Source organism: Streptomyces sp. WAC06614, from assembly GCF_003949795.1.
In the GTDB taxonomy this organism is placed as follows: domain Bacteria; phylum Actinomycetota; class Actinomycetes; order Streptomycetales; family Streptomycetaceae; genus Streptomyces.
Window position 1 is genome coordinate 1 of record NZ_RPRY01000105.1, and the last position, 22,143, is coordinate 22,143.

General features: G+C 74.1%; 19 protein-coding genes and 2 tRNA genes. 12 read left to right on the forward strand and 9 right to left on the reverse strand.

The window, feature by feature from the left end:
- Positions 1-578, forward strand: a 578-nt coding sequence (locus EF918_RS16445; RefSeq protein ID WP_185921765.1) for a spermidine synthase, incomplete at its 5' end; no start/stop codon positions are given.
- 73 nt (positions 579-651) lie between these two features.
- Here EF918_RS16445 and EF918_RS16450 read toward each other — a convergent pair.
- Positions 652-1,074, reverse strand: coding sequence for a hypothetical protein (locus tag EF918_RS16450; RefSeq protein WP_125646323.1), 423 nt, complete (start codon positions 1,072-1,074; stop codon positions 652-654).
- A 245-nt stretch (positions 1,075-1,319) separates the two neighbouring features.
- Between EF918_RS16450 and EF918_RS16455 the strand changes: the two genes are divergently transcribed.
- Positions 1,320-2,528, forward strand: a complete 1,209-nt coding sequence (locus EF918_RS16455; RefSeq protein WP_125646326.1) for a tetratricopeptide repeat protein — start codon at positions 1,320-1,322, stop codon at positions 2,526-2,528.
- A gap of 88 nt (positions 2,529-2,616) precedes the next feature.
- On the opposite strand, the gene EF918_RS16460 is transcribed toward EF918_RS16455, so the two are convergent.
- Positions 2,617-3,213 (reverse strand): histidine phosphatase family protein, encoded by a 597-nt coding sequence (locus EF918_RS16460; protein ID WP_125646328.1) that lies wholly within the window; start codon positions 3,211-3,213, stop codon positions 2,617-2,619.
- Positions 3,214-3,373: 160 nt separating this feature from the next.
- On the opposite strand from EF918_RS16460, the gene EF918_RS16465 reads away from it, so the two are divergent.
- From EF918_RS16465 to EF918_RS16495, 7 genes are all read left to right on the forward strand, one after another.
- The gene (locus tag EF918_RS16465; protein ID WP_125646330.1) at positions 3,374-4,543 is read left to right on the forward strand and encodes a hypothetical protein; all 1,170 of its coding nucleotides are present in this window, start codon (positions 3,374-3,376) and stop codon (positions 4,541-4,543) included.
- Positions 4,531-6,150, forward strand: a complete 1,620-nt coding sequence (locus tag EF918_RS16470) for a hypothetical protein (RefSeq protein ID WP_125646332.1) — start codon at positions 4,531-4,533, stop codon at positions 6,148-6,150. The genes EF918_RS16465 and EF918_RS16470 overlap by 13 nt, the downstream gene beginning before the upstream one ends.
- Positions 6,147-7,517, forward strand: a complete 1,371-nt coding sequence (locus EF918_RS16475; protein WP_125646334.1) for an AAA domain-containing protein — start codon at positions 6,147-6,149, stop codon at positions 7,515-7,517. Before EF918_RS16470 ends, EF918_RS16475 begins: the two co-directional genes overlap by 4 nt.
- Before the next feature lie 167 nt (positions 7,518-7,684).
- Positions 7,685-8,248, forward strand: a complete 564-nt coding sequence (locus EF918_RS16480) for an NADPH-dependent FMN reductase (RefSeq protein ID WP_125646336.1) — start codon at positions 7,685-7,687, stop codon at positions 8,246-8,248.
- A 136-nt stretch (positions 8,249-8,384) separates the two neighbouring features.
- A complete protein-coding gene (locus EF918_RS16485) occupies positions 8,385-8,729 on the forward strand; it encodes a hypothetical protein (RefSeq protein WP_125646338.1) in 345 nt (114 codons plus the stop codon).
- A 193-nt stretch (positions 8,730-8,922) separates the two neighbouring features.
- Complete coding sequence (locus EF918_RS16490) at positions 8,923-9,603, forward strand: bifunctional DNA primase/polymerase (RefSeq protein ID WP_260610267.1); 681 nt, start codon at positions 8,923-8,925, stop codon at positions 9,601-9,603.
- Positions 9,581-9,654 (forward strand) — tRNA-Lys (locus EF918_RS16495). The genes EF918_RS16490 and EF918_RS16495 overlap by 23 nt, the downstream gene beginning before the upstream one ends.
- Before the next feature lie 78 nt (positions 9,655-9,732).
- Here the strand turns inward: EF918_RS16495 and EF918_RS16500 are convergent.
- Positions 9,733-10,968 (reverse strand): M6 family metalloprotease domain-containing protein, encoded by a 1,236-nt coding sequence (locus EF918_RS16500; RefSeq protein ID WP_125646340.1) that lies wholly within the window; start codon positions 10,966-10,968, stop codon positions 9,733-9,735.
- Positions 10,969-11,297: 329 nt separating this feature from the next.
- Between EF918_RS16500 and EF918_RS16505 the strand changes: the two genes are divergently transcribed.
- Both EF918_RS16505 and EF918_RS16510 read left to right on the forward strand, forming a co-directional pair.
- Positions 11,298-13,208 (forward strand): bifunctional diguanylate cyclase/phosphodiesterase, encoded by a 1,911-nt coding sequence (locus tag EF918_RS16505; RefSeq protein ID WP_125646354.1) that lies wholly within the window; start codon positions 11,298-11,300, stop codon positions 13,206-13,208.
- Positions 13,209-13,287: 79 nt separating this feature from the next.
- On the forward strand, positions 13,288-14,298 hold the full coding sequence (locus tag EF918_RS16510) for a quinone oxidoreductase (RefSeq protein WP_125646342.1): 1,011 nt from the start codon (positions 13,288-13,290) through the stop codon (positions 14,296-14,298).
- Between the two features lie 163 nt (positions 14,299-14,461).
- Here EF918_RS16510 and EF918_RS16515 read toward each other — a convergent pair whose 3' ends face one another.
- On the reverse strand, positions 14,462-16,156 hold the full coding sequence (locus tag EF918_RS16515; RefSeq protein ID WP_125646344.1) for a glycosyl hydrolase family 18 protein: 1,695 nt from the start codon (positions 16,154-16,156) through the stop codon (positions 14,462-14,464).
- 275 nt (positions 16,157-16,431) lie between these two features.
- The gene (locus EF918_RS16520) at positions 16,432-17,535 is read right to left on the reverse strand and encodes an LLM class flavin-dependent oxidoreductase (protein ID WP_125646346.1); all 1,104 of its coding nucleotides are present in this window, start codon (positions 17,533-17,535) and stop codon (positions 16,432-16,434) included.
- Between the two features lie 290 nt (positions 17,536-17,825).
- Here EF918_RS16520 and EF918_RS16525 point away from each other — a divergent pair, with 290 nt between their 5' ends.
- Entirely contained in the window at positions 17,826-18,584 is a 759-nt protein-coding gene (locus tag EF918_RS16525; RefSeq protein ID WP_125646348.1) for an IclR family transcriptional regulator, read from the forward strand.
- A gap of 103 nt (positions 18,585-18,687) precedes the next feature.
- On the opposite strand, the gene EF918_RS16530 is transcribed toward EF918_RS16525, so the two are convergent.
- From EF918_RS16530 to EF918_RS16545, 4 genes are all read right to left on the reverse strand, one after another.
- Positions 18,688-18,761 (reverse strand) — tRNA-Lys (locus EF918_RS16530).
- Positions 18,762-18,816: 55 nt separating this feature from the next.
- Entirely contained in the window at positions 18,817-20,490 is a 1,674-nt protein-coding gene (locus EF918_RS16535; protein ID WP_125646356.1) for an AMP-binding protein, read from the reverse strand.
- Between the two features lie 44 nt (positions 20,491-20,534).
- Positions 20,535-21,143: a lytic polysaccharide monooxygenase gene (locus tag EF918_RS16540; RefSeq protein ID WP_125646350.1), complete on the reverse strand. Its 609-nt coding sequence runs from the start codon at positions 21,141-21,143 to the stop codon at positions 20,535-20,537.
- Between the two features lie 117 nt (positions 21,144-21,260).
- A partial coding sequence (locus EF918_RS16545; RefSeq protein WP_125646352.1) for an SPFH domain-containing protein occupies positions 21,261-22,143 on the reverse strand: 883 nt, incomplete at its 5' end.

Below are 22,143 nucleotides of genomic sequence, written 5' to 3' on the forward strand. Positions count from 1 at the left end.
CGACCCGGCCCCGGTCGAACCAGCAGGTCGTGGAGATCGACGCCGGGCTGGTGGCCTTCGTACGGGAGCACCTGCCCCTGGATCCGCAGGCCCGGGTCCGGGTCCGTACCGCCGACGCGCGGGCGGGGCTGGCCAAGGTGCCCGAAGGGTGGGCGGACGTGGTGATCGCGGACGTGTTCGGCGGGGCGCGCACCCCGGCGCACCTGACGAGCACCGAGTTCCTGGACGACGTACGGCGCGCGCTGGCGCCCACCGGGTGGTACGTGGCCAACCTGGCGGACGGGCCGCCGCTGACGCACCTGCGGGGGCAGATCGCCACGGCCGCGGCCCGGTTCGGGCAGCTCGCCCTGGCGGCGGACCCGGTGGTGCTTCGGGCGAAACGTTTCGGCAATGCCGTGCTGGTGGCCGCCGACCAGGAGCTACCGGTGGCCGAGTTCACCCGGCGGGTGGCGGGCGACCCGCATCCGGGACGGGTGCTGCACGGGCGGGAACTGGCCGACTTCGCCGGGGGCGCGGCACCGGTCAAGGACGCGACCGCGGTGGCCTCGCCGGCGCCGCCGCCGTCGGTGTTCCGCTGACGAATCGTTTCTGCGCCAGGTCGGGGCCAGAGGTGGAGGGGGGCCGCAGCCGAGCCCGCCCCGCCGGGCAGCCTCATCGGCAGTTGTCCGCCGCCTCGATCAGCCGGGCCGCCTCGCCCAGCGCCGCCCGGAGCACCTCGGGGTCGGTCAGCGGACCGTCCCCCTCCGGGGGCAGCAGCCAGCCGGTGGTGGTGCCCGCGGCGGGGGCGTCGCCGAAGCGCATACCGCGGCCGTTGGTCTGCGTACAGGCGCTGCCCGGCAGGTCCCAGCCGTCGGCGGTGCCCGCCGGCACGAGGAAGCCGAGGGTGTCGTCCGAGCCGTCGTGCAGGACGGGGCCCACACCGCCGGCGAGGGTGGGGGCGCCGCGGCGGATGATGTCCACCGCCTCCAGCCCCTGTCGGGTGGGGACGGTCACCAGGTCCGGGGCCGGGGACGCCCCGGACAGGGGCACGGGCGGCGCCGGCGCGGCCGCGGTGCTCGTTCCACTGCTCTCCATACCGCCCTCCGACAAGGGAACCCCTCCTCGTTCTCCCCGATGCTCGACTCCGCATGGTTCAACGCGCGCGAACGTCAACGGTGGCGGCGCAACGACGCCGCAAAGGATGGCAGTTCATGGCGGATCACGGGTGAGATATCCGTTTTGTAGCCAAACACCGCATCCGCCACCCGGCCCTGGCGGTACGTTCATGCGCGCCGGTTCCCCCACCAGCCACCGGCATTCCTCACCGGAGAGGCCACGTCATGGCGGCGTCCCCCCACACGCCCAACGCGTCGTTCCGGCAACTGCGCGGAGCGCACTCGCCCGCCGAGTTCGCCGCCCTGGTGCGCAGGGCCGCGCGGGAGATCGGAGAAACGGTTTCCTGCGACGCCCGCTACATCGGCCGGGTCGAGTCGGGCGAGATCCGCTGTCCCAACTACGCCTACGAGCGGGTCTTCCTGCACATGTTCCCCGGCCGCACCCTGGCCGACCTCGGCTTCTCCCCGCGCGAGGCGGTCCGCGGCCGCGCCGCGACCCTCACCTTCAGCCTGCTCGGCGACCAGCGCCGGATCCCGGCCCGGGCCGGGGAGAACGAGGCCGCGGCGGTGGAGGACGCCGTACGCCGGATCCGGCTGCTCGACGACCGGCACGGCGCGGACGCCCTCTACCGCACGGCCGCCGAACCACTGCGCGCGGCCTACGCCCTGCTGGACGCCGGGGCCACCCGGCAGTCCACCGAGGACCGGCTGCACGCGGGCGCCGGGGAACTGGCCCTGTCGGTGGGGTGGCTGGCGCACGACTCGGGCCGGTTCGGCGACGCCCGCTCGCACTACGCGGAGGCGCTCGCCACGGCGCGGGTCTCGGGGGACGCGGGGCTGGAGGCGCACGCCTTCTGCAACACCGCGTTCCTGGCCCGGGACTGCGACCGCCCGCGCGAGGCGGTGCGCGCCGCGCAGGCCGGGCAGCGGGCGGCCAAGGGGCTGGGCTCGGCGCGGTTGCTGTCACTGCTGTGCCTGCGCGAGGCCGGGGGCTGGGCGGGGCTGGCGGACCGTTCCTCCTGCGAGGAGGCGCTCGGCCGGGCGCACCGGCACTTCGCGCGCGGGGCGAGCGCGGCCGACCCCGAGTGGATGACGTTCTTCGGCGAGGCGGAGCTGGAGTCGCTGGAGGCCGGCTGCTGGGCGCTGCTGGGCGCGCACGGAAAGGCCGCCCGGCACGCCCGGCGGGCCGCCGACCTCCAGGAGGCGCACTTCGCCCGGAACGTGGCCCTCTACACCGCCGAGCTCGCCGGGCACCTGGCCCGGGCGGGCGCGCCCGAGGAGGCGGCCGGGGCCGGCGGCCGGGTGCTGGACCTGCTCGCCGAGGTGCAGTCCACCCGGGTCCGTTCGATGCTCGCGGACACCGCCCGCACCCTGGTCCCGCACCAGCGCTCCCCCCGGGTCTCCACCTTCCTCGACCGCCACGCGACGGTCTGACCCCCGTCCGTACGCCGCCCGGCCCGGCCCGAGCCGCGGCCCGGCCCGAGCCGCGGCCCGGCCCGAGCCCCGGCCCGGCTCCCGGCCGCTACGCGTCCAGGTGCCCGGTGTCGTTCCAGCGTTCCAGGGCCGGGGCCCCGTAGGCCCAGCCCAGGACCGACAGGGAGGTGGGGTCCAGGCGGATGCGGGCGCCGAAGGAGGCGTCCAGGCCGAGCCAGCGGGCGGCCAGGGTGCGCAGGATGTGGCCGTGGGCGAAGACCAGGACGTCGCGCTCGGACGACCGGGCCCAGGCCACGACCTCGTCGGCGCGGGCCGCGACGTCGGCGACCGACTCGCCGCCGGGGACCCCGTCGCGCCAGATCAGCCAGCCGGGGCGGACGGCCTGGATCTCGGCGGGGGTCATGCCCTCGTAGTCGCCGTAGTCCCACTCCATCAGCAGGTCCCAGGGCTCGGCCCGGACCCCGAAGCCGGCCAGCTCGCAGCTCTCGCTCGCGCGGGCCAGCGGGCTGGTGCGGACCTCCACGCCGGGCAGCCCCCGCCAGGGGTCCCGGGCCAGGCGCTCACCGAGGAGCTTCGCCCCGAGCCGGCCCTCGTCGAGCAGCGGCACGTCCGTGCGGCCCGTGTGCTTGCCGGACAGCGACCAGGCGGTCTGCCCGTGGCGGGCGAGCAGGATGCGGGGGGACATGTCAGATTCTCCCGGTCGGTCGGATTTTCACCCGTGGGGTCGTCCGACCATCATCCATCACATGAACAGCGGGTACCCCGTACGGTCGGTCGGCGGGCCGGCCTGCTCGTTTTCCGCCAGGGCCCCCCGGTTGTCGGTGGCGGATGGGACACTTCCGCGGGTGAGCTCCTACCCGCCCAGCGTTCCCCCGCAGACGACGACACTCCGGCAGCGGCTCGCGGACCTGCGCGGCCCCGCGGTCCCGCCCCGGCCGCTCGACGCCCGCGCGCTGGCGGCGCTCGCCGCCAACCCCGGCTGCGGCAGACGCGCCCTCCTCGACGGGGCCGGCGTGGACAAGACCGCGCTGGCCTCGGCCCTCGGCACGCCCTCCGCCTTCGGCCAGTCGCAGTTCGCGCTGATCCGCGGCAACTCCTTCGAGGCCAGGGTCAAGGGCGACGGCGGGGCGGACCTGCTGCGGCTGGTGCACGAGCGGCTGGGCGCGGGTTGCCCGCCGCCGGGCCGGGACGCGCCCGTGCCGGACCTGACGGCCGCGGGCCCCGAGGGCCGGGCGGCCCGGACGGCGCTGGCGCTGCGCGAGGCGACGGCGGCCGGCAGCTGGACCCTGCTGGAGCACCCGATGCTGGCGCTGGAGGTCGCGGGCACCCCGGCCTATCTGGAGCCGGACGCCGTCGTGGTGCATCCCGACGGACGCTGGACCGTGGTCGAGATCAAGTCCTTCCCGATGATCGACGGCGCGGCGGACCCGGCCAAGGTCGGCGCCGCGGCCCGGCAGGCCGCCGTCTACGTGCTGGCGTTGGAGAAGACCGCCGCGCTGCTGCCGGCCGCCACGGTCGGCCACCTGGCCCTGCTGGTGTGCCCCAAGGACTTCTCCAACCTGCCCGCCGCCGCCGTCATGGACGTCCGCAAGCAGCGCGCGGTCACCCGGCGCCAGCTCGACCGGCTGGCCCGGGTCGAGGAGCTGGCCGCCGCCCTCCCCGAGGGGCTGAGCTTCGACCCGGCCCGGCCCGCCGAGGAGCTGACCGAGGCGGTGGCGGCCGTCGGCGCCGCCTACGCGCCCGAGTGCCTGGCCGCGTGCGAGCTGGCGTTCCACTGCCGGCAGCAGGCGCGCGCCGCGGACGCGGTGGGGGCGCTCGGCCGGTCCGTGCGGGGCGAGCTGGGCGCGCTGACCACGGTCGGCGCGGCCCTGGCCGCCGCCGAGGGCCACGACCCCACCGACGATCCGACCGCGGTGGCACTGCGCCGGGCCGCCCGGCTGCGCGCCGAGGCCCTGGAGACCGCGGCCGCCCGCCCGCCGTACGAGGCCCAGGAGGCCCCCGCATGCCCCTGCTGAGCACGCTGGCCCGGCTGGAGGCCGTCCGCGCGGGGCGCGCCCGGCCGCTGGCGACCGTACGGCACCGGCACCTGGGCGACCGGCCGCTGGTGTTCGTGCCGCTGACGACGGCCGGTGAGGCCGGGGCGCCGCTGGGGGCCATGGTCGGCACCGACCGGGACGCGCCGCGGGTGCTGGTGGTGTCGCAGCCGCGCGACCGCGACCTGCGCTGGGAGTTCCTGGCCGAGCTCGCGGCCGAGGTGATGCCGTACCTGGACGGCTTCCTGGACGTGGTGGAGCCGGCCGAGCGGACCGAGACCGACCCGGAGAGCGGCAAGCGGGTCAAGGTCGCCACCGAGCTGTGCGTGGACGCGCCGCAGCTGATCGTGCCCAGCCGGGCCGGGATCGAGTACGTACGGCTGCTCGGGCGGTCGATGCGGTTCCGGCGCACGGCCGAGGAGGATCCGGACCATCCGTATCCGGCGCCGACCCAGGTGCCGCTGCTCGGACGCTGGTTCACGCACCTCGCCGAGCGGTCGCGGGTGCCCGGCTCCTCGATGCTGCTGTCCGCCACCGAGCTGCTCTCCCGGCACTGGGCGACCGGGCAGAGCAGCCTGGAGGACCAGCACCTGGCCGCGCTGCTGGAGTGGATCGCTCCGCCGCCGGGCGAGTCGGGTGCCGAGCGGGCGGTACGGGCGGAGCTGGCCCGGGACGAGCGGGGCCTGCTGCTGGTGCCGCCGGCCGGCCCGGCCACCGACCCCGCCTTCGACAACAAGCTGCTGGCCCCGGCCATGGCCGCGTACGACGCCGCCCGGGCGGGCGGCCGGAGCCGGGACGCCGAGCCCGTGCGGCGGGCCGAGGAGGAGGTGCGGCGGCTGGTCGCCGAGCAGATGGCGGACACCTGGCGGGCGGTCTGGCGGGCGCTCGACCTGCTGCGCGCCCTGCCGCCGGGCGAGCGGACCGAGCAGCGCTGGACCCGTGACCGCTGGTCCTTCACCGGCCACCGGGACCGGGTCCGGGCGGGCGAGCCGCCGCAGCCGCGCCGCGACGACGCGGTGACCGCCGCGCAGAAGCTCGCCGTACGGGAGACCGAGCAGGCCCGGCTGGACGCCCAGGAGGCGCTGGACGACCCGCTGGTGATGGCGGGCCGGCGGCTGTCGGGCGAGGCGTTCGAGGGGGAGGTCACCGAGGTGGTCATGGAGTGGACGGACTCCAAGCGGCCCAGCCCGCGCCCGCTGGTGACCGTGTCCACGCAGGACGTGCCGCAGCTGGCCGAGACCGGTGGCGGCAAGGTGTACCGGGTGCTGGACGGCAAGACCCAGGCCGCCGCGTTCGTCGGGTACCTCGGGGCCGCCCGCCCCGGGGACGCCGGTGCCGGCGGGCACGACGGGCAGGGGGCGCAGCTCGTGCTGCGCCTGCTGGACAGGATGGGCCGCGGCCGGGAGCCCGAGCCGGGCACCGTGCCGGAGAAGGGCGACCGGATCTGCTGGACGCTGTTCGAGCACGATGCCCGGGGCGGGCCGCGGCTGCCCGAGCCCGAAGCGACGCCGTGGACCCATGGCGGGCCGCCCGGGGCGGGCTCCGCCGGGGCCGCCGCCGACGCCGTGACCGACGAGGACCTCCTGTGAAGCCTGCCCCGACCTCCGCGTCGGCCCCCGCGTCCGCGACGGCGTTCGACCCGGGGGCGGCCGCCGCCCGGGCCACCGACGCGATCCTGCACGACACCCTGCACGGCACCGAGCGCGGTGTGGTCGTCGACTCCCCGCCGGGCGCCGGCAAGTCCACGCTGGTGGTGCGCGCCGCGCGGGAGCTGGCGGCGGCCGGCCGCCGGCTGATGATCGTGGCGCAGACCAATGCCCAGGTGGACGACCTGGTGCTGCGGCTGGCCGACAAGGACCCGGAGCTCCGGGTCGGCCGGCTGCACAGCAGCGAGGGCGACGCCTACGATCCCGCGCTGCGGGAGCTGGCCTCGGTCACCCTGTCGGCCAAGCCGGGCGATCTGGCGGAGCTGCCGGTGGTGATCTCGACGGCGGCCAAGTGGGCGCACACGCAGCACGTCGAGCCGTGGGAGCACGCCATCGTCGACGAGGCGTACCAGATGCGTTCGGACGCGCTGCTGGCCGTGGCCGGGCTGTTCGAACGGGCGCTGTTCGTGGGCGATCCGGGGCAGCTGGACCCGTTCAGCGTGGTGGGGGCCGAGCAGTGGGCCGGGCTGTCGTACGACCCGTCCGCGTCGGCCGTGTCGACGCTGCTGGCCCACAACCCGGGGCTGCCGCAGCACCGGCTGCCGGTGTCCTGGCGGCTGCCGGCCTCGGCGGCCCCGCTGGTCTCGGGCGCCTTCTACCCGTACACGCCGTTCCGCAGCGGGACCGGGCCGGGCGAGCGGGTGCTGTCGTACGGGGTCCCCTCGGACGGGTCGGGGCCGGACCGGGTGCTGGACGAGGCGGCGGAGGCCGGCTGGGGGCTGCTGGAGCTGCCGGCCCGGCACACGCCGCGGACGGACCCGGAGGCGGTCCGGGCGGTGGCGCTGGTGGTCCGGCGGGCGCTGGACCGCGGGGCGTTCACCCGGGACGAGCAGTCCCCGGCGGCGCGGCCGATGACGGCGGACCGGATCACGGTCGGCACGGCCCACCGCGACCAGGCCGCCGCGGTCCGCGCGGCGCTGGCGGAGCTGGGGGTCACGGGGGTCACCGTGGACACCGCCAACCGCCTCCAGGGCCGCGAGTACGACCTCACGGTCGTCCTGCACCCCCTGTCGGGCCGGCCGGACGCGACGGCGTTCCACCTGGAGACGGGCCGCCTGTGCGTCCTGGCCTCCCGCCACCGGCACGCCTGCGTGGTCGTGGCCCGCGCCGGCATCCCGGAACTCCTGGACGAACACCCGGAGACGGAGCCGGTCCAACTGGGCGTGACGGTGAAGTTCCCGGACGGCTGGGAGGCCAACCACGCCGTGCTCGCCCACCTCGCCGAACACCGCGTGGGCTGGCGGCCGTAGGAGGGCGAGAGGGGCGGAGTTCATGGTTCCGGCAGGGGAGTTCACGGTTCCGGGGCGGAGTTCATGGTTCCGGGAGGTCGGGGCCCGGTGGACCCGGGACGGGCACGAAAGCTGCGTGATTGGATACGGGCGAATGATCTACTAGGCCGCTTCGGAGGAACCTGATCATGCCGCGCCTGCTCGTCCTGTCCACCAGCACCCGCCCCACCTCCCTCGGCCGTCCGCTCGCCGCCTGGGTCACCGAGACCGCCCGCGCCCACGACGGCTTCTCCCCGGTCCCGGCCGACCTCGCCGAGATCGCCCTGCCGCTGCTCGACGAGCCGGAGCCGGCCGCTTCGGGCACGTACGTCCACCAGCACACCCGCGACTGGAGCGCCACGGTCGGTGCAGCCGACGCGGTCCTGTTCGTCATGCCGATGTACAACGGCGGCTTCTCCGCCCCGCTGAAGAACGCGGTCGACTACCTCTACGCGGAGTGGAAGGACAAGCCGGTCGGCCTGCTCACCTACAGCGCCGGCCCCACCGGCGGCGCCCCGGCCGCCACCATGCTGCGTCCCGTGCTCGCCCGCCTGGGCTGCCGCACCGCCGAGCACAGCCCGGCCGTGGCCGGCATCAACGCCCTGGTCGGCGAGGGCGGCTTCACCGCGCCCGAGGGCCTGACCGACGAGGTCACCGCGCTGCTCGACGAGCTCGCCAAGCTGGCCGCGCAGGAGCCGACCGTCTCCGCCTGACGGACGGCCGGGAGGGCGTGAGCCCGCCGGCGGGCACCACCCCCGGGCGCTCTTGCGCGCCGTTGGACAATGGAGGGTGGCCCGGATTCCCGTACTGGCCCGGATTCCCGTACGCGCGAGCACCAGGAGGACACGCATGGCAGAACCCGAGCGGACCGAGCGGAGGCTGCGGCCCGCGCCGCTGCTCTTCGAGCCCTCGGAGGCTGCCGCGGACCCGGAGCACTTCTTCGACCTGGAGTCGATCGAGGACCCGCGGGAGCTGCTGACGCGTGCCACCGAGCTGACCCTGGCCTTCCGGGCCGCGCACGACCGTGCGGTGGAGTTCCAGGCCCTGGGGGCGGCCCAGCTGGCGGACCCCAGCCGGTTCGACCGCCTCCCCCTCGCGGACATCGCCGAGCAGGCGGAGTGGACCGAGGACTACGCGCGCAAGATGGTCGAGTTCGGCGTGGAGCTCCAGCGGGGCGCCACCGAACCCGAGTGAGCGACGTACGGCGCGGCGGCCGACCCGGTCGCACGGCCGGCCCGGGCCCCGGACGGACCCTTCCGCCCGGGGCCCGGGCATATGCGCGGCGCACGATACTCCTCGCCGCCCCGCCGCGTACCCGTTTCCGGTAACTCCGCGGAACCGGTTGCGTACGCCCGGTAGACAGGACGGCATGACGACGATGCCGACGATGACGACGACGGACACCGGCTGCCCCGCCCGCGGGACCGGCGACACGGCAGCCGCCACCCACGTCACCCCGCAGGGCGCGGCCTGGCTCGCCTCGGCGGCGCCGTACCCGCGCAGCACGCTCGCGCTCTGGCAGGCCCGGCCCACCGCCCCGGCCGTCCTGCCGTGCGGCACCGCCTTCGACATCGTCAACGTGCCCGTCGTCCTCGGCCGCCGGATGCTGGACCTGCTCTGGAGCGAGGGCCCGGGCTCGGGGCCGGTCGCCGTGCACCGCGGCCGGATGCTGCTCTTCGCCTCCGTGGGGACCGCCCACCGGCTGCCGTCGCTGCTGGACTGGGAGGAGTGGGCGGACGCCGTGCCGACGCCGCTGTGCCACGGCCGCGGTGACGCGGTCACCGTGCCCCCGCTGACCGCCGCAGCGGGCCCCGCCCGCTGGCTGGTGGCCCCGGACGCCCGGCGGCCGTGGCTGCCGGGCGCGGACGCGTTGCTGTGGGCGTGCGTCCGGGCGGCCCGGAGCCAGGCGCAGGACCGGCCCCGCGGCGGGACGCAGGCGGGGCCACGGGGCCAGGCGCCGGGCCAGAGCCAGGGCCGGGCACGGACCTGCGGATATCGATTTTTCGTTCCGCCGACGGGGATGCTAATGTCTACGACGTCAGCAGGCGCCGCTAGCTCAGTTGGTTAGAGCAGCTGACTCTTAATCAGCGGGTCCGGGGTTCGAGTCCCTGGCGGCGCACCGACGGAAGAAGCCCCCCTTCGCGAGAAGGGGGGCTTCTTCGTGTGCGCCCCGGGGCGGGGCGGGGCCGGCAGCGGATCAGGTCGTGATCTTCACCGTGTACGCCCCGGACTGGGTCCGGTCCGCCACCTCGATCCGGATCCGCTCCCCCGGCACCGTGAAGCTCTCGCCGACCTCCAGCGGTGCGTCCGCCAGCGGCGGGTACACCGAGCGGTCCCAGCAGGCCTCGGTGTCCGGGTGGGCGTCCAGCACCTCGATCGGGCCGCCGCCCGACGCGGCCTCGTTGCGGACGCGGTAGACCAGGACGCCCTCGGTGCACGTGTCCCCGTCGTTGCCGGCCGAGCCCCGCGCCTCCACCGCGATCGCGCTGTCCCGGCCGGTCCGTACGACCGCCAGCCGGGTGCCGCCGCTGCCACCCGGCCGGGGGGCCTCGCCGAGGGGCTGGAGGGTGTGCAGGGAGGTGCCGCTGCGGACGCAGTCCACCTGTTCGGGGCCGAGCCAGCCGAGCTTCCACTTGTGCCAGGCGAACAGGTCCGGGGCCATGCCGAACTGGCTGCCCATGACGTCCCAGTCGCCCACGTACGTGTCCCAGTCGCCCTTGCCGTCCGTCGGCCGGTGGTAGAGGTCGGGCAGGTCGAAGACGTGGCCGGTCTCGTGCGCCAGCACGTTGCGGTCCGGCGGATGGCGCTCGAACACCGTGACGATCCGCCGCAGCTCGGTGCCGTCGGCGCGGAGGGGCCGGTCGAAGTTGACGACCTTGGTGGCGTCGGAGTCCACGCCGGGCGCGTCCGGGTCGGCCACGAAGTAGACGACGTCGTACGCCGAGAAGTCCACCGCCCGGTCCGCGGTGGCGACGGCGTCGCGCAGGTACGCGGCCCGGTCCTCGGGCGCCCAGTCGCGCTGTATCCGGTACGCGGTGGAGCGCTTGGGCATCTGGACCCACTGCGCCTGCGGGTGCGGGGCCAGCCGGAACTTGCCGTACGAGGCGCGCTCGAAGAAGTCGCTGGTGGCCGGGAAGTAGTCGGCGGTGATCTGCTGCGGCGTGGCGCGCGGCCGGGAGTCGGGGAAGGACAGGAAGACCATGACCGCGTTCAGGGTGCGCACGGGCCGGGGGTAGGAGCTGTTCCAGGTGTCCAGGCCGAGCGAATGGTGCGCCGAGGTGCGGGTCAGGGCGCACGGACCGGCCCCCGAGTCGGCCACGGCGGGGCCGGCGACGAGCGACATGGCGGCGAGCGCCGTGAGGGAGGTGAGGGCCGCGGCGGTGCTGCGCAGGGGGGAGCGGTCCACTCCCACGGGTGTCTGCTGTCGCGGCACATCGACCTCCGGTGGGGGCTTATGGGCTGACTCCTCCACCTTGGGGTGATTGCATGTCATATGTCCTGTTCCGCTGCCCCACGCGAGTGACCGCGCGGCACGGCGCTGACCCGCGCGCTTCACGAGTGCGCCTACACAACGTCACGACCGATCACACGGGATCAGGTGCCGCTGCCGCATGCTCAGAGCTGTGCAGAAACGATCGGGCGGGGACATCCGGCCGAACCGTCACACGCACGAAGTGCGGCGCACGGCACGGCGACGCCGCTGGATAGGGCCTTGCGGCAGCCTCTATGATCGGCACACTTTCCTGCGCGGACATCACGAGAATGCGGGAGCGAGCGGTGGGCGGAACCTCCGAGGGAACCGGTTCGGCGGCCGACAGCATCCGCCCGACCACTACTGAGCGTCACACTCCGGTACCGGCTGCCCCTTCCGGGCGCGCCGAGCCGACCGGGAAGGCCGACCCGACCGGGCGCGCCGAGCCGACCGAAAGGGCCGACCCGACCGGGGCCGGTGGTGAACCACGGGACTTCCGGGCCGCGTTCGCCGCCGCCCACCTCGCCATGGCGCTCGTCGACCGGGACGGCTCCGTCGTCGCCGTCAACGACGCCTTGGCGTCCCTGCTGGGCACGGCCCCGCACTCGCTGCTCGGGCAGCAGGCGGCCGACCTGGTCGACCTCGCCGCGGAGGCGCGCACCTGGCAGGCGTACCGCGAGGTGCTGCGCGGCCGGCAGGCGCGACTGCGCTGCACCCGGCGGCTCAAGCACCCCGACGGGCACTCGGTGTGGACCGAGGTCACCCTGGGGCCCGTACCCGGCACCCACGACGTCCTGCTGTCGGTCGCGGACGTCAGCGACCGGCGCGACCTCCAGGCGCGGCTGCGGCACCTGCAGATGCACGACCCGGTGACCCGGCTGCCCAACCGGGCGCTGTTCTTCGAGCGGCTGTCCGCCGCGCTGGAGGCCTCCTCGTACGAGCGCGGGGGCACCGGCCGGATCGGGCTGTGCTACCTGGACCTGGACGGGTTCAAGGCGGTCAACGACACCCTGGGCCACCGGGTGGGCGACCGGCTGCTGACGGCGGTCGCGGCCCGGCTGACCCAGTGCGCCGACCAGTCCGGCTACGGGCGCACCGGCGGCCACCTGGTGGCCCGGCTCGGCGGGGACGAGTTCGCCCTGCTGGTGGAGGACTCCACGGGCACCGAGGAACTGGTCGACCTGGCCCGGGCGGTACTCGCCGCGATCCAGGAGCCGTTCGAACTGGCCGGGCAGCGGCTGTCGGTCTCCGCCTCGATCGGCGTGGTCGAGCGGGTGGCCGAGGGCACCTCGGCGACCGGCCTGATGCAGGCCGCCGACACCACGCTGTACTGGGCGAAGGCGGACGGCAAGGCCCGCTGGACGCTGTTCGACCCCGAGCGCAACGCCCACCGGATGACCCGGCAGGCCCTGTCGTCCACGCTGCGGCCGGCGGTGGACCGGGGCGAGTTCGCGCTGGAGTACCAACCGCTGGTGGACCTGGAGACCGGGGCGGTGCGCGGGGTGGAGGCCCTGGTGCGGTGGAACCACCCGCAGTTCGGCACGCTGACGCCGAATCGGTTCATCGGAATTGCCGAAGAGGACGGGTCCATCGTCCAGTTGGGGCAATGGGTGCTGCGTACCGCCTGCCGGCAGGCCCGCCGCTGGCAGATCGAGCACCCGAGCGACTCGCCGGTCTTCGTGTCGGTGAACGTGGCCGTCCGCCAGGTGTGGGACTCCGACCTGGTGGGTGACGTCGCGGAGATCCTCGCCGACACCGGGCTGGCCCCGCAGCTGCTCCAGCTGGAGCTCACGGAGTCGGCGGTCATGGGCTCGGCGGGCCGCCCGCTCCAGGCCCTCCAGGCCCTCAGCGACATGGGCGTGCGCATCGCCATCGACGACTTCGGCACCGGCTACTCCAACCTCGCCTACCTCAGCCGGCTGCCGGTCTCGGTGCTCAAGCTGGACGGCTCCTTCGTCCGCGGCTTCCGCTACGAGGGCGGTACGCACCCCAACCCGGCCGACGAGACCATCGTCGAGGCCCTGGTGCAGCTCGCGCACCGGCTCGGGCTGACCGTGACCGCGGAGTGCGTGGAGACCGCCGGCCAGGCGGCCCGGCTGCGCCGGGTGGGCTGCGACACCGGCCAGGGCTGGCTGTACTCGCGTGCGGTGGCCCCGGAGCGCATCGCGGAGATGATCCGCGCCCGCACCTCGTCCGGCTAGGCGCTCTCCTGTCCCGGACCCGGGGGAATCGGATCGCCGGCAACGGGGTTGGTGGTGGACGAGCCGACTTGGAGGGGTCATGCGAGCGATTCAGGTGTACGCAGTGGGCGGTCCCGAGGTACTGCAGGAGGCCGAGGTGGACCAGCCGCGGCCGGGTCCGGGCGAGGCGGTCGTGGAGGTCGCCGCATCCGGGGTCAACTTCCTCGACGTCTACCACCGCGAGGGCCGGTACAGCCTCCCGCTGCCCTTCACCCCGGGCACCGAGGGCGCCGGCACGGTCGTCGAAGTGGGACCCGGCGTCGCTGACGTCGCGGTCGGGGACCGGGTCGGTTGGGTGGAGATTCCCGGCACGTATGCCGAGCGGGCCGTCGTGGACTCCTCCCGGCTGGTGCCGCTGCCCGACGACATCGACTTCGAGACGGCCGCCGCCGTGCTCCTCCAGGGCATGACCGCGCACTATCTCGTCAAGGACGCCTACCCGGTCCAGGGGGGCGACACGGTGCTCGTGCATGCGGCCGCCGGTGGCACGGGGCTGCTTCTGACCCAGCTCATCACCCATCTCGGCGGCAGGGTGATCGGCACGACGTCGACCACGGCGAAGGCCGAGCTGGCGAAGCGTGCCGGGGCCGCCGAGGTGATCCTTTCCTCCGCGGTCGACGATCTCGCAGCCGAGGTGAGGCGGCTCAACGGCGGTCAGGGACTGCCGGTCGTCTTCGACGGCGTGGGCGCGCACACCTTCGACGCGAGCCTCGCCAGCCTGCGAACCCGCGGCCATCTCGTGCTCTTCGGCGCGGCCAGCGGTGCCGTGCCGCCGTTCGATCCGATGCGGCTCGCCCGCGGCGGTTCGCTGACGCTGATCCGGCCCAGCCTCGGGGACTTCATCGCCGATCGGTCCGAACTGCTCCGACGGGCCGCCGACGTGTTCGAGTGGGTGCGCTCCAAGGCCATTGAGGTCACCGTGACGGGCCGCTACGCACTGTCCGAGGCCGCCCGGGCCCACGGCGATCTGGAGGCTCGGCGTACCACCGGCAAGCTGCTCGTCCTGCCCGATGCGGCCGCTGCGGGACGCCGCGAGGAGACGCAGAGCTGATCACGGGTGTCGGTCGAGAGCTGACTCACCCGTCCACCACCTCCCGGACAGAACACCCGGGCCGGGCCCGCCCGGGCCTGCGGCCGCGCCGCGTGACGGAACCGCCCCCGCTCCTCGGGAGGAGTCGGGGGCGGCCCGCCGCTCGGCGCGGGGTGGGGGGAGATCAGCAGGCGCCGAGGTCCTGCCAGACGCCCCATTCACCGGTGGTGCCGGGCTCCTCGTTCTGCGTCCACCACTTGGCCTTCCAGGTGTGGCCCTTGTGCGAGACCAGGCTGCCGCCGGTGTAGACCGTGCCCGCGGTGTACGCCGGGTTGACGCAGGCGCCGGGCGTGGTGGGCGGGGTGGTCGGAGGCGTCGTCGGCGGAGTGGTCGGCGGCGTCGTCGGCGGGGTGGTCGGCGGCTGCGTGGTGCCGCCGAGGGCGTCCGAGATCTGGTTGAGCAGCGTGGCCTTGTCGTCCAGGCCGAGCAGGGAGTACATCATCGCGCCCGCCAGGCCGCGGCTCTTGCCGTAGTCGACGCGGGCCTGGACCGACTTCTGGTTCAGGCCGGTGAAGAACTCGCCGTCCTTGGAGAAGTACGAGGACTTCGCCTGGTCGTCCCAGAAGGTGGTCGCCGGGTTGTCGACGATGCCGCCGAGCTCCTTGTAGTACGCGATGCCCGCCTGCTGGCTGAGCGGCCGGGCGGCTGAGCCGCCGGTCGCGGGCTGGGCGAGACCGTGGGTGGTGCCCGCCGGGACGCCCTTCCAGCCGCGGTAGTAGAACTCGTAGCCCAGCGTCAGCTTGTTCGCCGGGAAACCGCCGGCGATGCCGTAGGCCGGGTTGCCGTCGAGCCAGGAGTCGACGGCGTTCTTGATGCCGTACTTCTGGGTGCCGGGCGCGATCACGTCGGTCGGATCGGCGGGCGAGTCCAGCAGCGGGGACTGGTGGTACGTCGGCCCGTCGCCGTCCCAGGCGCCGTGCATGTCGTACGTCATGATGTTCGCGTAGTCGAGGTACGCGCCGACCTTGTCGGTCTCGATGTGCTTGATCTTGTCCTGGCCGGCCGGGAGGGCCGCGGTGAGCAGGTACTTCTTGCCGCCGTTGGCCGCGCCGTACGCGTCGAGCTGCTCGCGGAACTCCTTCAGCAGGAGCGTGAAGTTGGCCTTGTCCTCGGGGCCGTAGTGGTTGCCGAGGTGGCCGCCCTCCGAGCCCGGGTACTCCCAGTCGATGTCGATGCCGTCGAAGATGCCCGCCGCGGTGCCGGGACCGCCGAAGCCGCCCTCGACCGGCAGGTTGCCCTTGATGTACTGGTCGATGCAGGAGCTGACGAACTTCTTGCGGCTGGCGTCGGTGAGTGCCGCGTCGTGGAAGTACTTGGAGTACGTCCAGCCGCCGATCGATATGTTGATCTTGAGGTGCGGGTACTTGGCCTTCAGCTGCTTGAACTGGTTGAAGACGCCCATGATGGGCTGGTCCCACTTGTCGGCGACCCCGCTGACGCTGTCCGCCGCGGAGAAGGACTTCTGGTAGTCGGCGAAGGAGTCGCCCGCACCGTCACCGGCGTTGGGGTTGTTGTCGTCCCCCGCCGCCTTGTTGGCCTCGAAACAGGTGAGGTTGGTGGGGTGGATGTTGCCGAACGAGTAGTTGATGACGTCCAGCTTGCCGGCGATGCCCCGGGTGTCGAGGTGCTTGGGATAGAAGGCGTTCCCGTACACGCTCCACTGGTCGTAATAGGCGATGCGCACTCCGCCGGCCGCGGCGGAGACGGTGGTTCCGGCGGACGCGGCCTGGGCGGTGCCGAGGCTCGCGAACGAGGCCAGCGCTCCGGCGGCCAGCGCGGCCGTGGCGGCGGCCGCGACGAGGGGTTTACGGAAGTGCATGAACAACCTCCGGGGAGGGAGTGGGGAGGAGGTGACGGCCCGGGTGGGAGAAGTGTTAGCGATCACGTAACGGGCGCGTCAATGGTTCGGAGCCGAACAGCCGGAAAGAAGGACTAGACCACTCGTGACCGAATTTCCCAAGTCAGAGGCCTGAGCGCACATCAGAAACCGCCCGCCACCCCGGGTGACGAGCGGTTTAAGACTGTCTTGAGGAACCTCGGCGCAAGGTTTCGGCAACAAACCAGCCAAACCCCGTTCATCGTCCGCCGACGGCGTCAGACCCCCTCGGCGGGACCTCCCGCGGGCGCCTCCGAGGGCATCCCGTACGCATCTGCGACGAGCGCGTACGAGCGCAGCCGCGCGGCCCCGCTGTGCGCGCTGGAGGTCAGCATCAGCTCGTCCGCCCCGGTCCGCTTGGCGAGGTCGTCCAGCCCGGTACGGACCTCGTCGGGGGTGCCGTGCACGATGGTGGCGAGCCAGCTGTCGATGAACTCCCGCTCCAGCGGTGAGTACGGGTACGCGGCGGCCTCCTCCGGCGTCGGCACCAGCCCGGGCCGGCCCGAGCGCAGCCGGAGCATGCCCAGCGCGCCGGCGCGCACCTGGGCCCGGGCCTCCTCGGCGGTGTCGGCGGCGAGCGCCGAGACGCCGATCACGGCGTAGGGGGCGTCGAGCACGGCGGACGGGCGGAAGCTCTCCCGGTACAGGTCGAGCGCGGGCAGGGTGCCCGCCGCCGAGAAGTGGTGGGCGTAGGCGAAGGGCAGCCCCAGCTCCCCGGCCAGGCGCGCACTGAACCCCGAGGAGCCCAGCAGCCACAGCGGCGGCCGCGAGGTCGGCCCCTGCACCGGGCCGGGTACGGCGTGCACCCGGGCGTAGGGGTGGGCGTCGGGGAAGTCGTCGTCGAGGAAGCGGGTGAGCTCGGCGAGGCGCCGCGGGAACTCGTCGGCGGCCTCGTCCAGCCGCCCGGGCCCGCGCAGCGCGGCGGCGGTGCGGCCGTCGGTGCCCGGGGCCCGTCCGAGCCCGAGGTCGATCCGGCCCGGAGCGAGGGCCTCCAGCGTGCCGAACTGCTCGGCGACGGCCAGCGGGGCGTGGTTGGGCAGCATGACCCCGCCCGAGCCGAGGCGGATCCGGGAGGTGTGGGCGGCGAGGTGGGCGAGGATCACCGCGGGGGCGGAGCTGGCGACGCCCGGCATGGAGTGGTGCTCGGCCACCCAGTGGCGCTCGTAGCCGCGGGCCTCGGCCAGCTCGGCCAGGGCCACGCTGGTGCGCAGGGCGTCGTAGGAGGTGCTGCCGCTGCCCACGGTGGCCAGGTCCAGTACGGACAGCGGGACGGGTGCCGTCCCTCGGACCGTCCCGCGGATCCGGTCCCCGGTCTCGCTCATCGTCGCCCTCCTCGGCCGTGCCCCCGGTACGGTGGCTGTGCGTGGTGTTCCGTACGCAACGTCGTCCCTCGTACGGACTGCTATCTCTGTACGAAGAGATCGAACGATGGGCAACGCTCGGGCATTCCCGTCACTCCGGGACACGGCCCATGACAGGGGAATATGCCACTGGAACAGCTACTGGCCGGGCGGCTTGATTGAGCCATCAATCTCATCAACAGGCGCTCCACATGCGCCTCTTGATGGCTATCGTGGTAGGGCAAGCGGTAACAACCTGCTAGGGGGAAACCGTGGCGCTGAAGCCCGAGCCGACCGCGCCGTTCCACTCGGTGCAGTACGCCCTGCGCGTACTCGAAACGATCGGACGGCACGCGGGCGGCGTGACCGATGTACAGATCGCCCGCGAAACCGGCCTGCCCGCGGTGCACCTCGCCCCGATGCTCCTCATGCTGCGGCGCGAGGGGTACGTCGTCGAGGTCTCCGACGGCGCCTATGCCATGGGCGATTCGCTGGTCCTGCTCGGCTCGGGAGCGGACCGGCAGCAGGCCCTGCACAAGAAGCTCCAGGAGACCCTGGACCGGCTGCGGGACTCCGTGGGGGCGGCGGTCTACATCAGCCGGTACGTGGACGGCGAGGTCAAGATCACCCAGTTCGCGGACAGCCCGCGGACCCCGAAGGTGCACGAGTGGGTGGACTTCCGGTCGGCCGCGCACGCCAGCGCGGTGGGCAAGTGCCTGCTGACGCAGCTCGACATCAACGGGCGGCGCGACCACCTGTCCCGGCACAAGATCGCTCGGCTGACCTCCAAGACGATCGTGAACGAGCGGATCCTGTTCTCCAAGCTGGACTCGCAGCCGGCCACCGTGCCGGTACTGGACCTCCAGGAGTACGCGGTGGGCACGGTCTGCGCGGCGGTGCCGATCACGGCCGGGGCCTCGGTGGGCTGCCTGGCCCTGTCGATGCCGGTCGAGCACGCGCACCGGCTGCGGGCGGCGGCCGACACCCTCAACCGCAAGGCGGCGCCCCTGCTGCTGTCGCTGACGCTCTAGGCCGGCCGCCCCGCCCCGGGGCGCACCCGAACCGGGGCGCACAGGAACCCGGGGCGCACACGAAGAAGCCCCCCTTCTCGCGAAGGGGGGCTTCTTCCGTCGGTGCGCCGCCAGGGACTCGAACCCCGGACCCGCTGATTAAGAGTCAGCTGCTCTAACCAACTGAGCTAGCGGCGCCTGCTGACAGAGAAAATACTACCTGGTCCCGAGGGGTGCTCGTGACCACCCCGCCTCAGCGCTCCAGCAGCCCGGCGCGCCCGTGGGCGGCGTACGCGGCCAGCAGGGCGGCGCGGTCCCGCCCGGTCAGGGGCCGGTAGGCCGGGGCGCCGGGCGGGCGCCACCAGACCGGGTCGGGGTGGCCGGTGAAGCCGGCCCGGCGCAGGGCGACCCGGTGGATCTTGTTGGTGCCGGTGACCGGCATGGCCGGGACCACCCGGACGTAGCGCGGGGCCATCTTGGTGCCGAGGTCCGGCTGGACCGCCAGGAACGCGGCGAAGGCGTCCGGGTCGAAGCGGGCCCCGTCGCGCAGCGCCAGCGCGGCCATCACCTGGTCGCCCGCCACCTCGTCGGGAACGGCGTAGACGCACACCGCGGAGGCCCGTGACCAGCGGGCGAGGATGTTCTCGATCATCGCGGCGGCCAGGTTCTCGCTGTCCACGCGGAGCCGGTCGTCGGCGCGGCCGGCGAAGTAGAGGAACCCGTCGGCGTCGCGGAAGAACAGGTCGCCGGTCCAGTACAGCCCGTCCCGGGTGCGGGCCGCCTCGGCCTCGGGGTTGCGCCAGTAGCCCTCGAACTGGCTGCGGCCCCGGTTGACCAGCTCGCCGATGGCCTCGTCCCCGTTGAGCAGCCGCCCGCCCGCGCCGAAGCGGGCCGGCGGGCACTCGGCGCCGGTCCCCGGGTCGACCACGGCCAGGTCGTCGCCGGGGCCCGGCCGGCCGAGCGCGCCGGGCGGGGTGTCCGGGGTGAGCTGGACCGAGGCCCCGCCCTCGGTGGCGCCGTAGCCCTCGACCAGCGGCACCCCGAACCGCTCGGCGAACCGGGCGGCGTCGACCGGCCCCGCCTCGGTGCCGAAGCCGAGGCGCAGGCGGTGGTCGCGGTCCTCGGGGCGGGGCTCGGTCGCCAGCAGGTACTGCACGGCCCGGCCGACGTACGTGAAGTAGGTCGCACCGTGCCGTCGTACGTCGTCCAGGAAGGCGGAGGCGGAGAACCTGCGGCGCAGCGCGACCGCGGCGCCGCCGGCGAGGGCGGGGAGCCAGTCGGCGATGACGGCGTTGCCGTGGAACAGGGGCATGCAGATGTAGTGGACGTCGTCGGGGCCGACCGAGAACCGCCGGGCCAGGACGTCCCCGGCGGCGGCCAGCCGGCCCTGGGTGCGGATGGCGGCCTTGGGTGCGCCGGTGGACCCGGACGTGAAGTAGAGCAGCATCCGGTCGCCGGGCCCGGGCCGGCGGCGCCGGATCACGTCCGACGGGCTCGCGCCGGCGTACGGGGCGAGGAGGCCGGCGTACTCCGCGCCGTCGGTGACCAGCACCTGGACGCCGGGCAGGTCGAGGTCGTCGAGCAGCGGCAGGTGGGCGCGCTCGGTGACCAGGATCCGGCAGTCGGTGTGGAGGATGTCGCGGGCCAGCTCGGCGCCCCGGCGGGTGGGGTTGATCCCGACGACGGCGGCCCCGGAGAGGGCCGCCGCGCCGAGCCAGAACGGGAAGTCGGGAGTGTTGTCGAGCAGCACCCCCACGTGCGGTTCCGCGCCGCGCGGAAGCTGGTCGCCCAGCAGCGCGGCGCGGACGGCGGCCTCCTGGGCGACCTGGTGGTGGCTGAGCACGACGTCGTCGCCGTGCCGCAGCCCGGGCCGGTGGTCCCCCCATTGGCGGGTGACGAGCTCCGCGACGGTGGCTGGTGCGGACATGGCCATGCGCGGAGGCTAGCTGACACCTCGTCAGAACTGAACGGTCAGAACTGTACGTCCGAGCAGGCGTAGAAGGCGTTCCCGGTGTCGTTGATGGTCCAGACGGCCAGGATCAGGTGCCGTCCGGACTTGCCGGAGGGCAGGGTGCCCTGGTGCGTGGTGGTCATCGGCGGGCGGGCGCCGTTGTAGGTGACGGTGAGGAAGGGCTGGAGTTCCAGCGCGGAGCGGGTGAGCGGCTTGGTGGGGTCCCAGCCGTTCTTGGTGACGTAGTACTTGAAGTCGGTGGTGGAGTGGTTGGCGGTGAACTGCCACCGGAAGCTGTAGCTCTGCCCGCTGGTGACCTTGGTGGCCGGCCAGGCGCCACCGCGCGGGTCGTCGAGCTGGGCGAACTGGCCGAGGCCGGCGGAGCAGATCCGGCCGTCGGCCGGGCCGGCGGCCGGGAAGCCCTTGGGCCCCTCGACGCTCTGCGGCTCCCACTGGATGGGCCCGCAGTCCGCGACCGCGCGGTTGGCGCAGAGCTTCTGGCGGCTGATGGGGGTGTCGGTGTAGCCGTGGCTGCTGGCGCTCGGCGCGACGGCCAGGGATATGCCGGCGACGACGCCGAGACCGAGCGCGGCGGCGCCGGCCCGTCTGGCGGTACGGGTGTTACGCATGATGCTCCTTGAACGTGGGGGGAGTTCGGAGAGCGCGCGCTGGGTCGAGTCGGGTCAGGTCTAGACCAAGTCCCAGGTTATTGACGGCCGTTGACGTTGTCCATACAGGTGGGCGGGCTACTCGGAGCGGCCGGTGTAGAAGGCGACGGTCAGGTCCTTGACGAGCGCCTTGCGTTCGTAGTCGTCGAGTTCGACCAGGCCGCGGGTGGTGAGGCGGTTGACGGTGTCGTCGACGGCGTCCACGACGGAGGTGAGCACGCTGTCGCGGTGCTGCGCGTCGAGGGCCGCGACGCGGCGGCGCTGCATGGCGGCGGCGACCTCGGGGGCGTACTCGATCCGGGTGGGCTGGGCGGAGTAGACCTCGATGCCGACCGCCTCGGTCTCGGCGGCGAGCATCCGGGTGAGGCGCTCGCCGACGGCCTCGGCGTCGCGGAGGGTGGGGCCGTCCTGGTGGAAGGCGTCGGCCGGGAGCTGGGAGAGGACCCGGGCCATGGTCGACTCCACCTGTTCGGCGAGGTACGCGGTGTGGTCGGCCACGGCCAGGGTGGCGCGGGCGGTGTCCTTGACCTGCCAGACGACGTGGACCACGACGCGGAGGGCGAGGCCGCCGGCGTCGACGGCGGGCATGGGGTCGCTGCGCCAGTGCCGGATGCGGACGTCGACGCGGCGGCGCAGGAGGAGCGGGCTGACCCAGAGCAGGCCGGCGCGGCGGACGGTGCCGCGGTAGCGGCCGAAGAGGGTCAGGACCCACGCGTGGCCGGTCCTGCCGCGGCCGAGGCCGCCGAGGGCGAGCAGGGCGAGGGTTCCGAGGAGGGCGAGCGGGGGCCAGTGGTAGGCGCGCAGCCCGGTGTACGGGCGGGGTTCGGCCCCGAACGCCGCCACCAGGGCCGGGGGCAGCGCCCCCGCCCACCAGAGCACGGCCGCCCAGGCGGCCAGGGCCATCCCCCCGACCACCAACGCCACCCCACCGGGCAACACCGGCCCCCGCACCTCCCGCAAC

Coding starts and splice junctions, on each gene's coding strand:
- EF918_RS16520 (WP_125646346.1), bottom strand. CDS start 17,535: ATGAGCGAGACCGGGGACCGGATCCGCGGGACGGTCCGAGGGACGGCA.
- EF918_RS16480 (WP_125646336.1), top strand. CDS start 7,685: ATGCCGCGCCTGCTCGTCCTGTCCACCAGCACCCGCCCCACCTCCCTC.
- EF918_RS16460 (WP_125646328.1), bottom strand. CDS start 3,213: ATGTCCCCCCGCATCCTGCTCGCCCGCCACGGGCAGACCGCCTGGTCG.
- EF918_RS16510 (WP_125646342.1), top strand. CDS start 13,288: ATGCGAGCGATTCAGGTGTACGCAGTGGGCGGTCCCGAGGTACTGCAG.
- EF918_RS16455 (WP_125646326.1), top strand. CDS start 1,320: ATGGCGGCGTCCCCCCACACGCCCAACGCGTCGTTCCGGCAACTGCGC.
- EF918_RS16505 (WP_125646354.1), top strand. CDS start 11,298: ATGCGGGAGCGAGCGGTGGGCGGAACCTCCGAGGGAACCGGTTCGGCG.
- EF918_RS16535 (WP_125646356.1), bottom strand. CDS start 20,490: ATGTCCGCACCAGCCACCGTCGCGGAGCTCGTCACCCGCCAATGGGGG.
- EF918_RS16540 (WP_125646350.1), bottom strand. CDS start 21,143: ATGCGTAACACCCGTACCGCCAGACGGGCCGGCGCCGCCGCGCTCGGT.
- EF918_RS16485 (WP_125646338.1), top strand. CDS start 8,385: ATGGCAGAACCCGAGCGGACCGAGCGGAGGCTGCGGCCCGCGCCGCTG.
- EF918_RS16490 (WP_260610267.1), top strand. CDS start 8,923: ATGACGACGACGGACACCGGCTGCCCCGCCCGCGGGACCGGCGACACG.
- EF918_RS16515 (WP_125646344.1), bottom strand. CDS start 16,156: ATGCACTTCCGTAAACCCCTCGTCGCGGCCGCCGCCACGGCCGCGCTG.
- EF918_RS16470 (WP_125646332.1), top strand. CDS start 4,531: ATGCCCCTGCTGAGCACGCTGGCCCGGCTGGAGGCCGTCCGCGCGGGG.
- EF918_RS16450 (WP_125646323.1), bottom strand. CDS start 1,074: ATGGAGAGCAGTGGAACGAGCACCGCGGCCGCGCCGGCGCCGCCCGTG.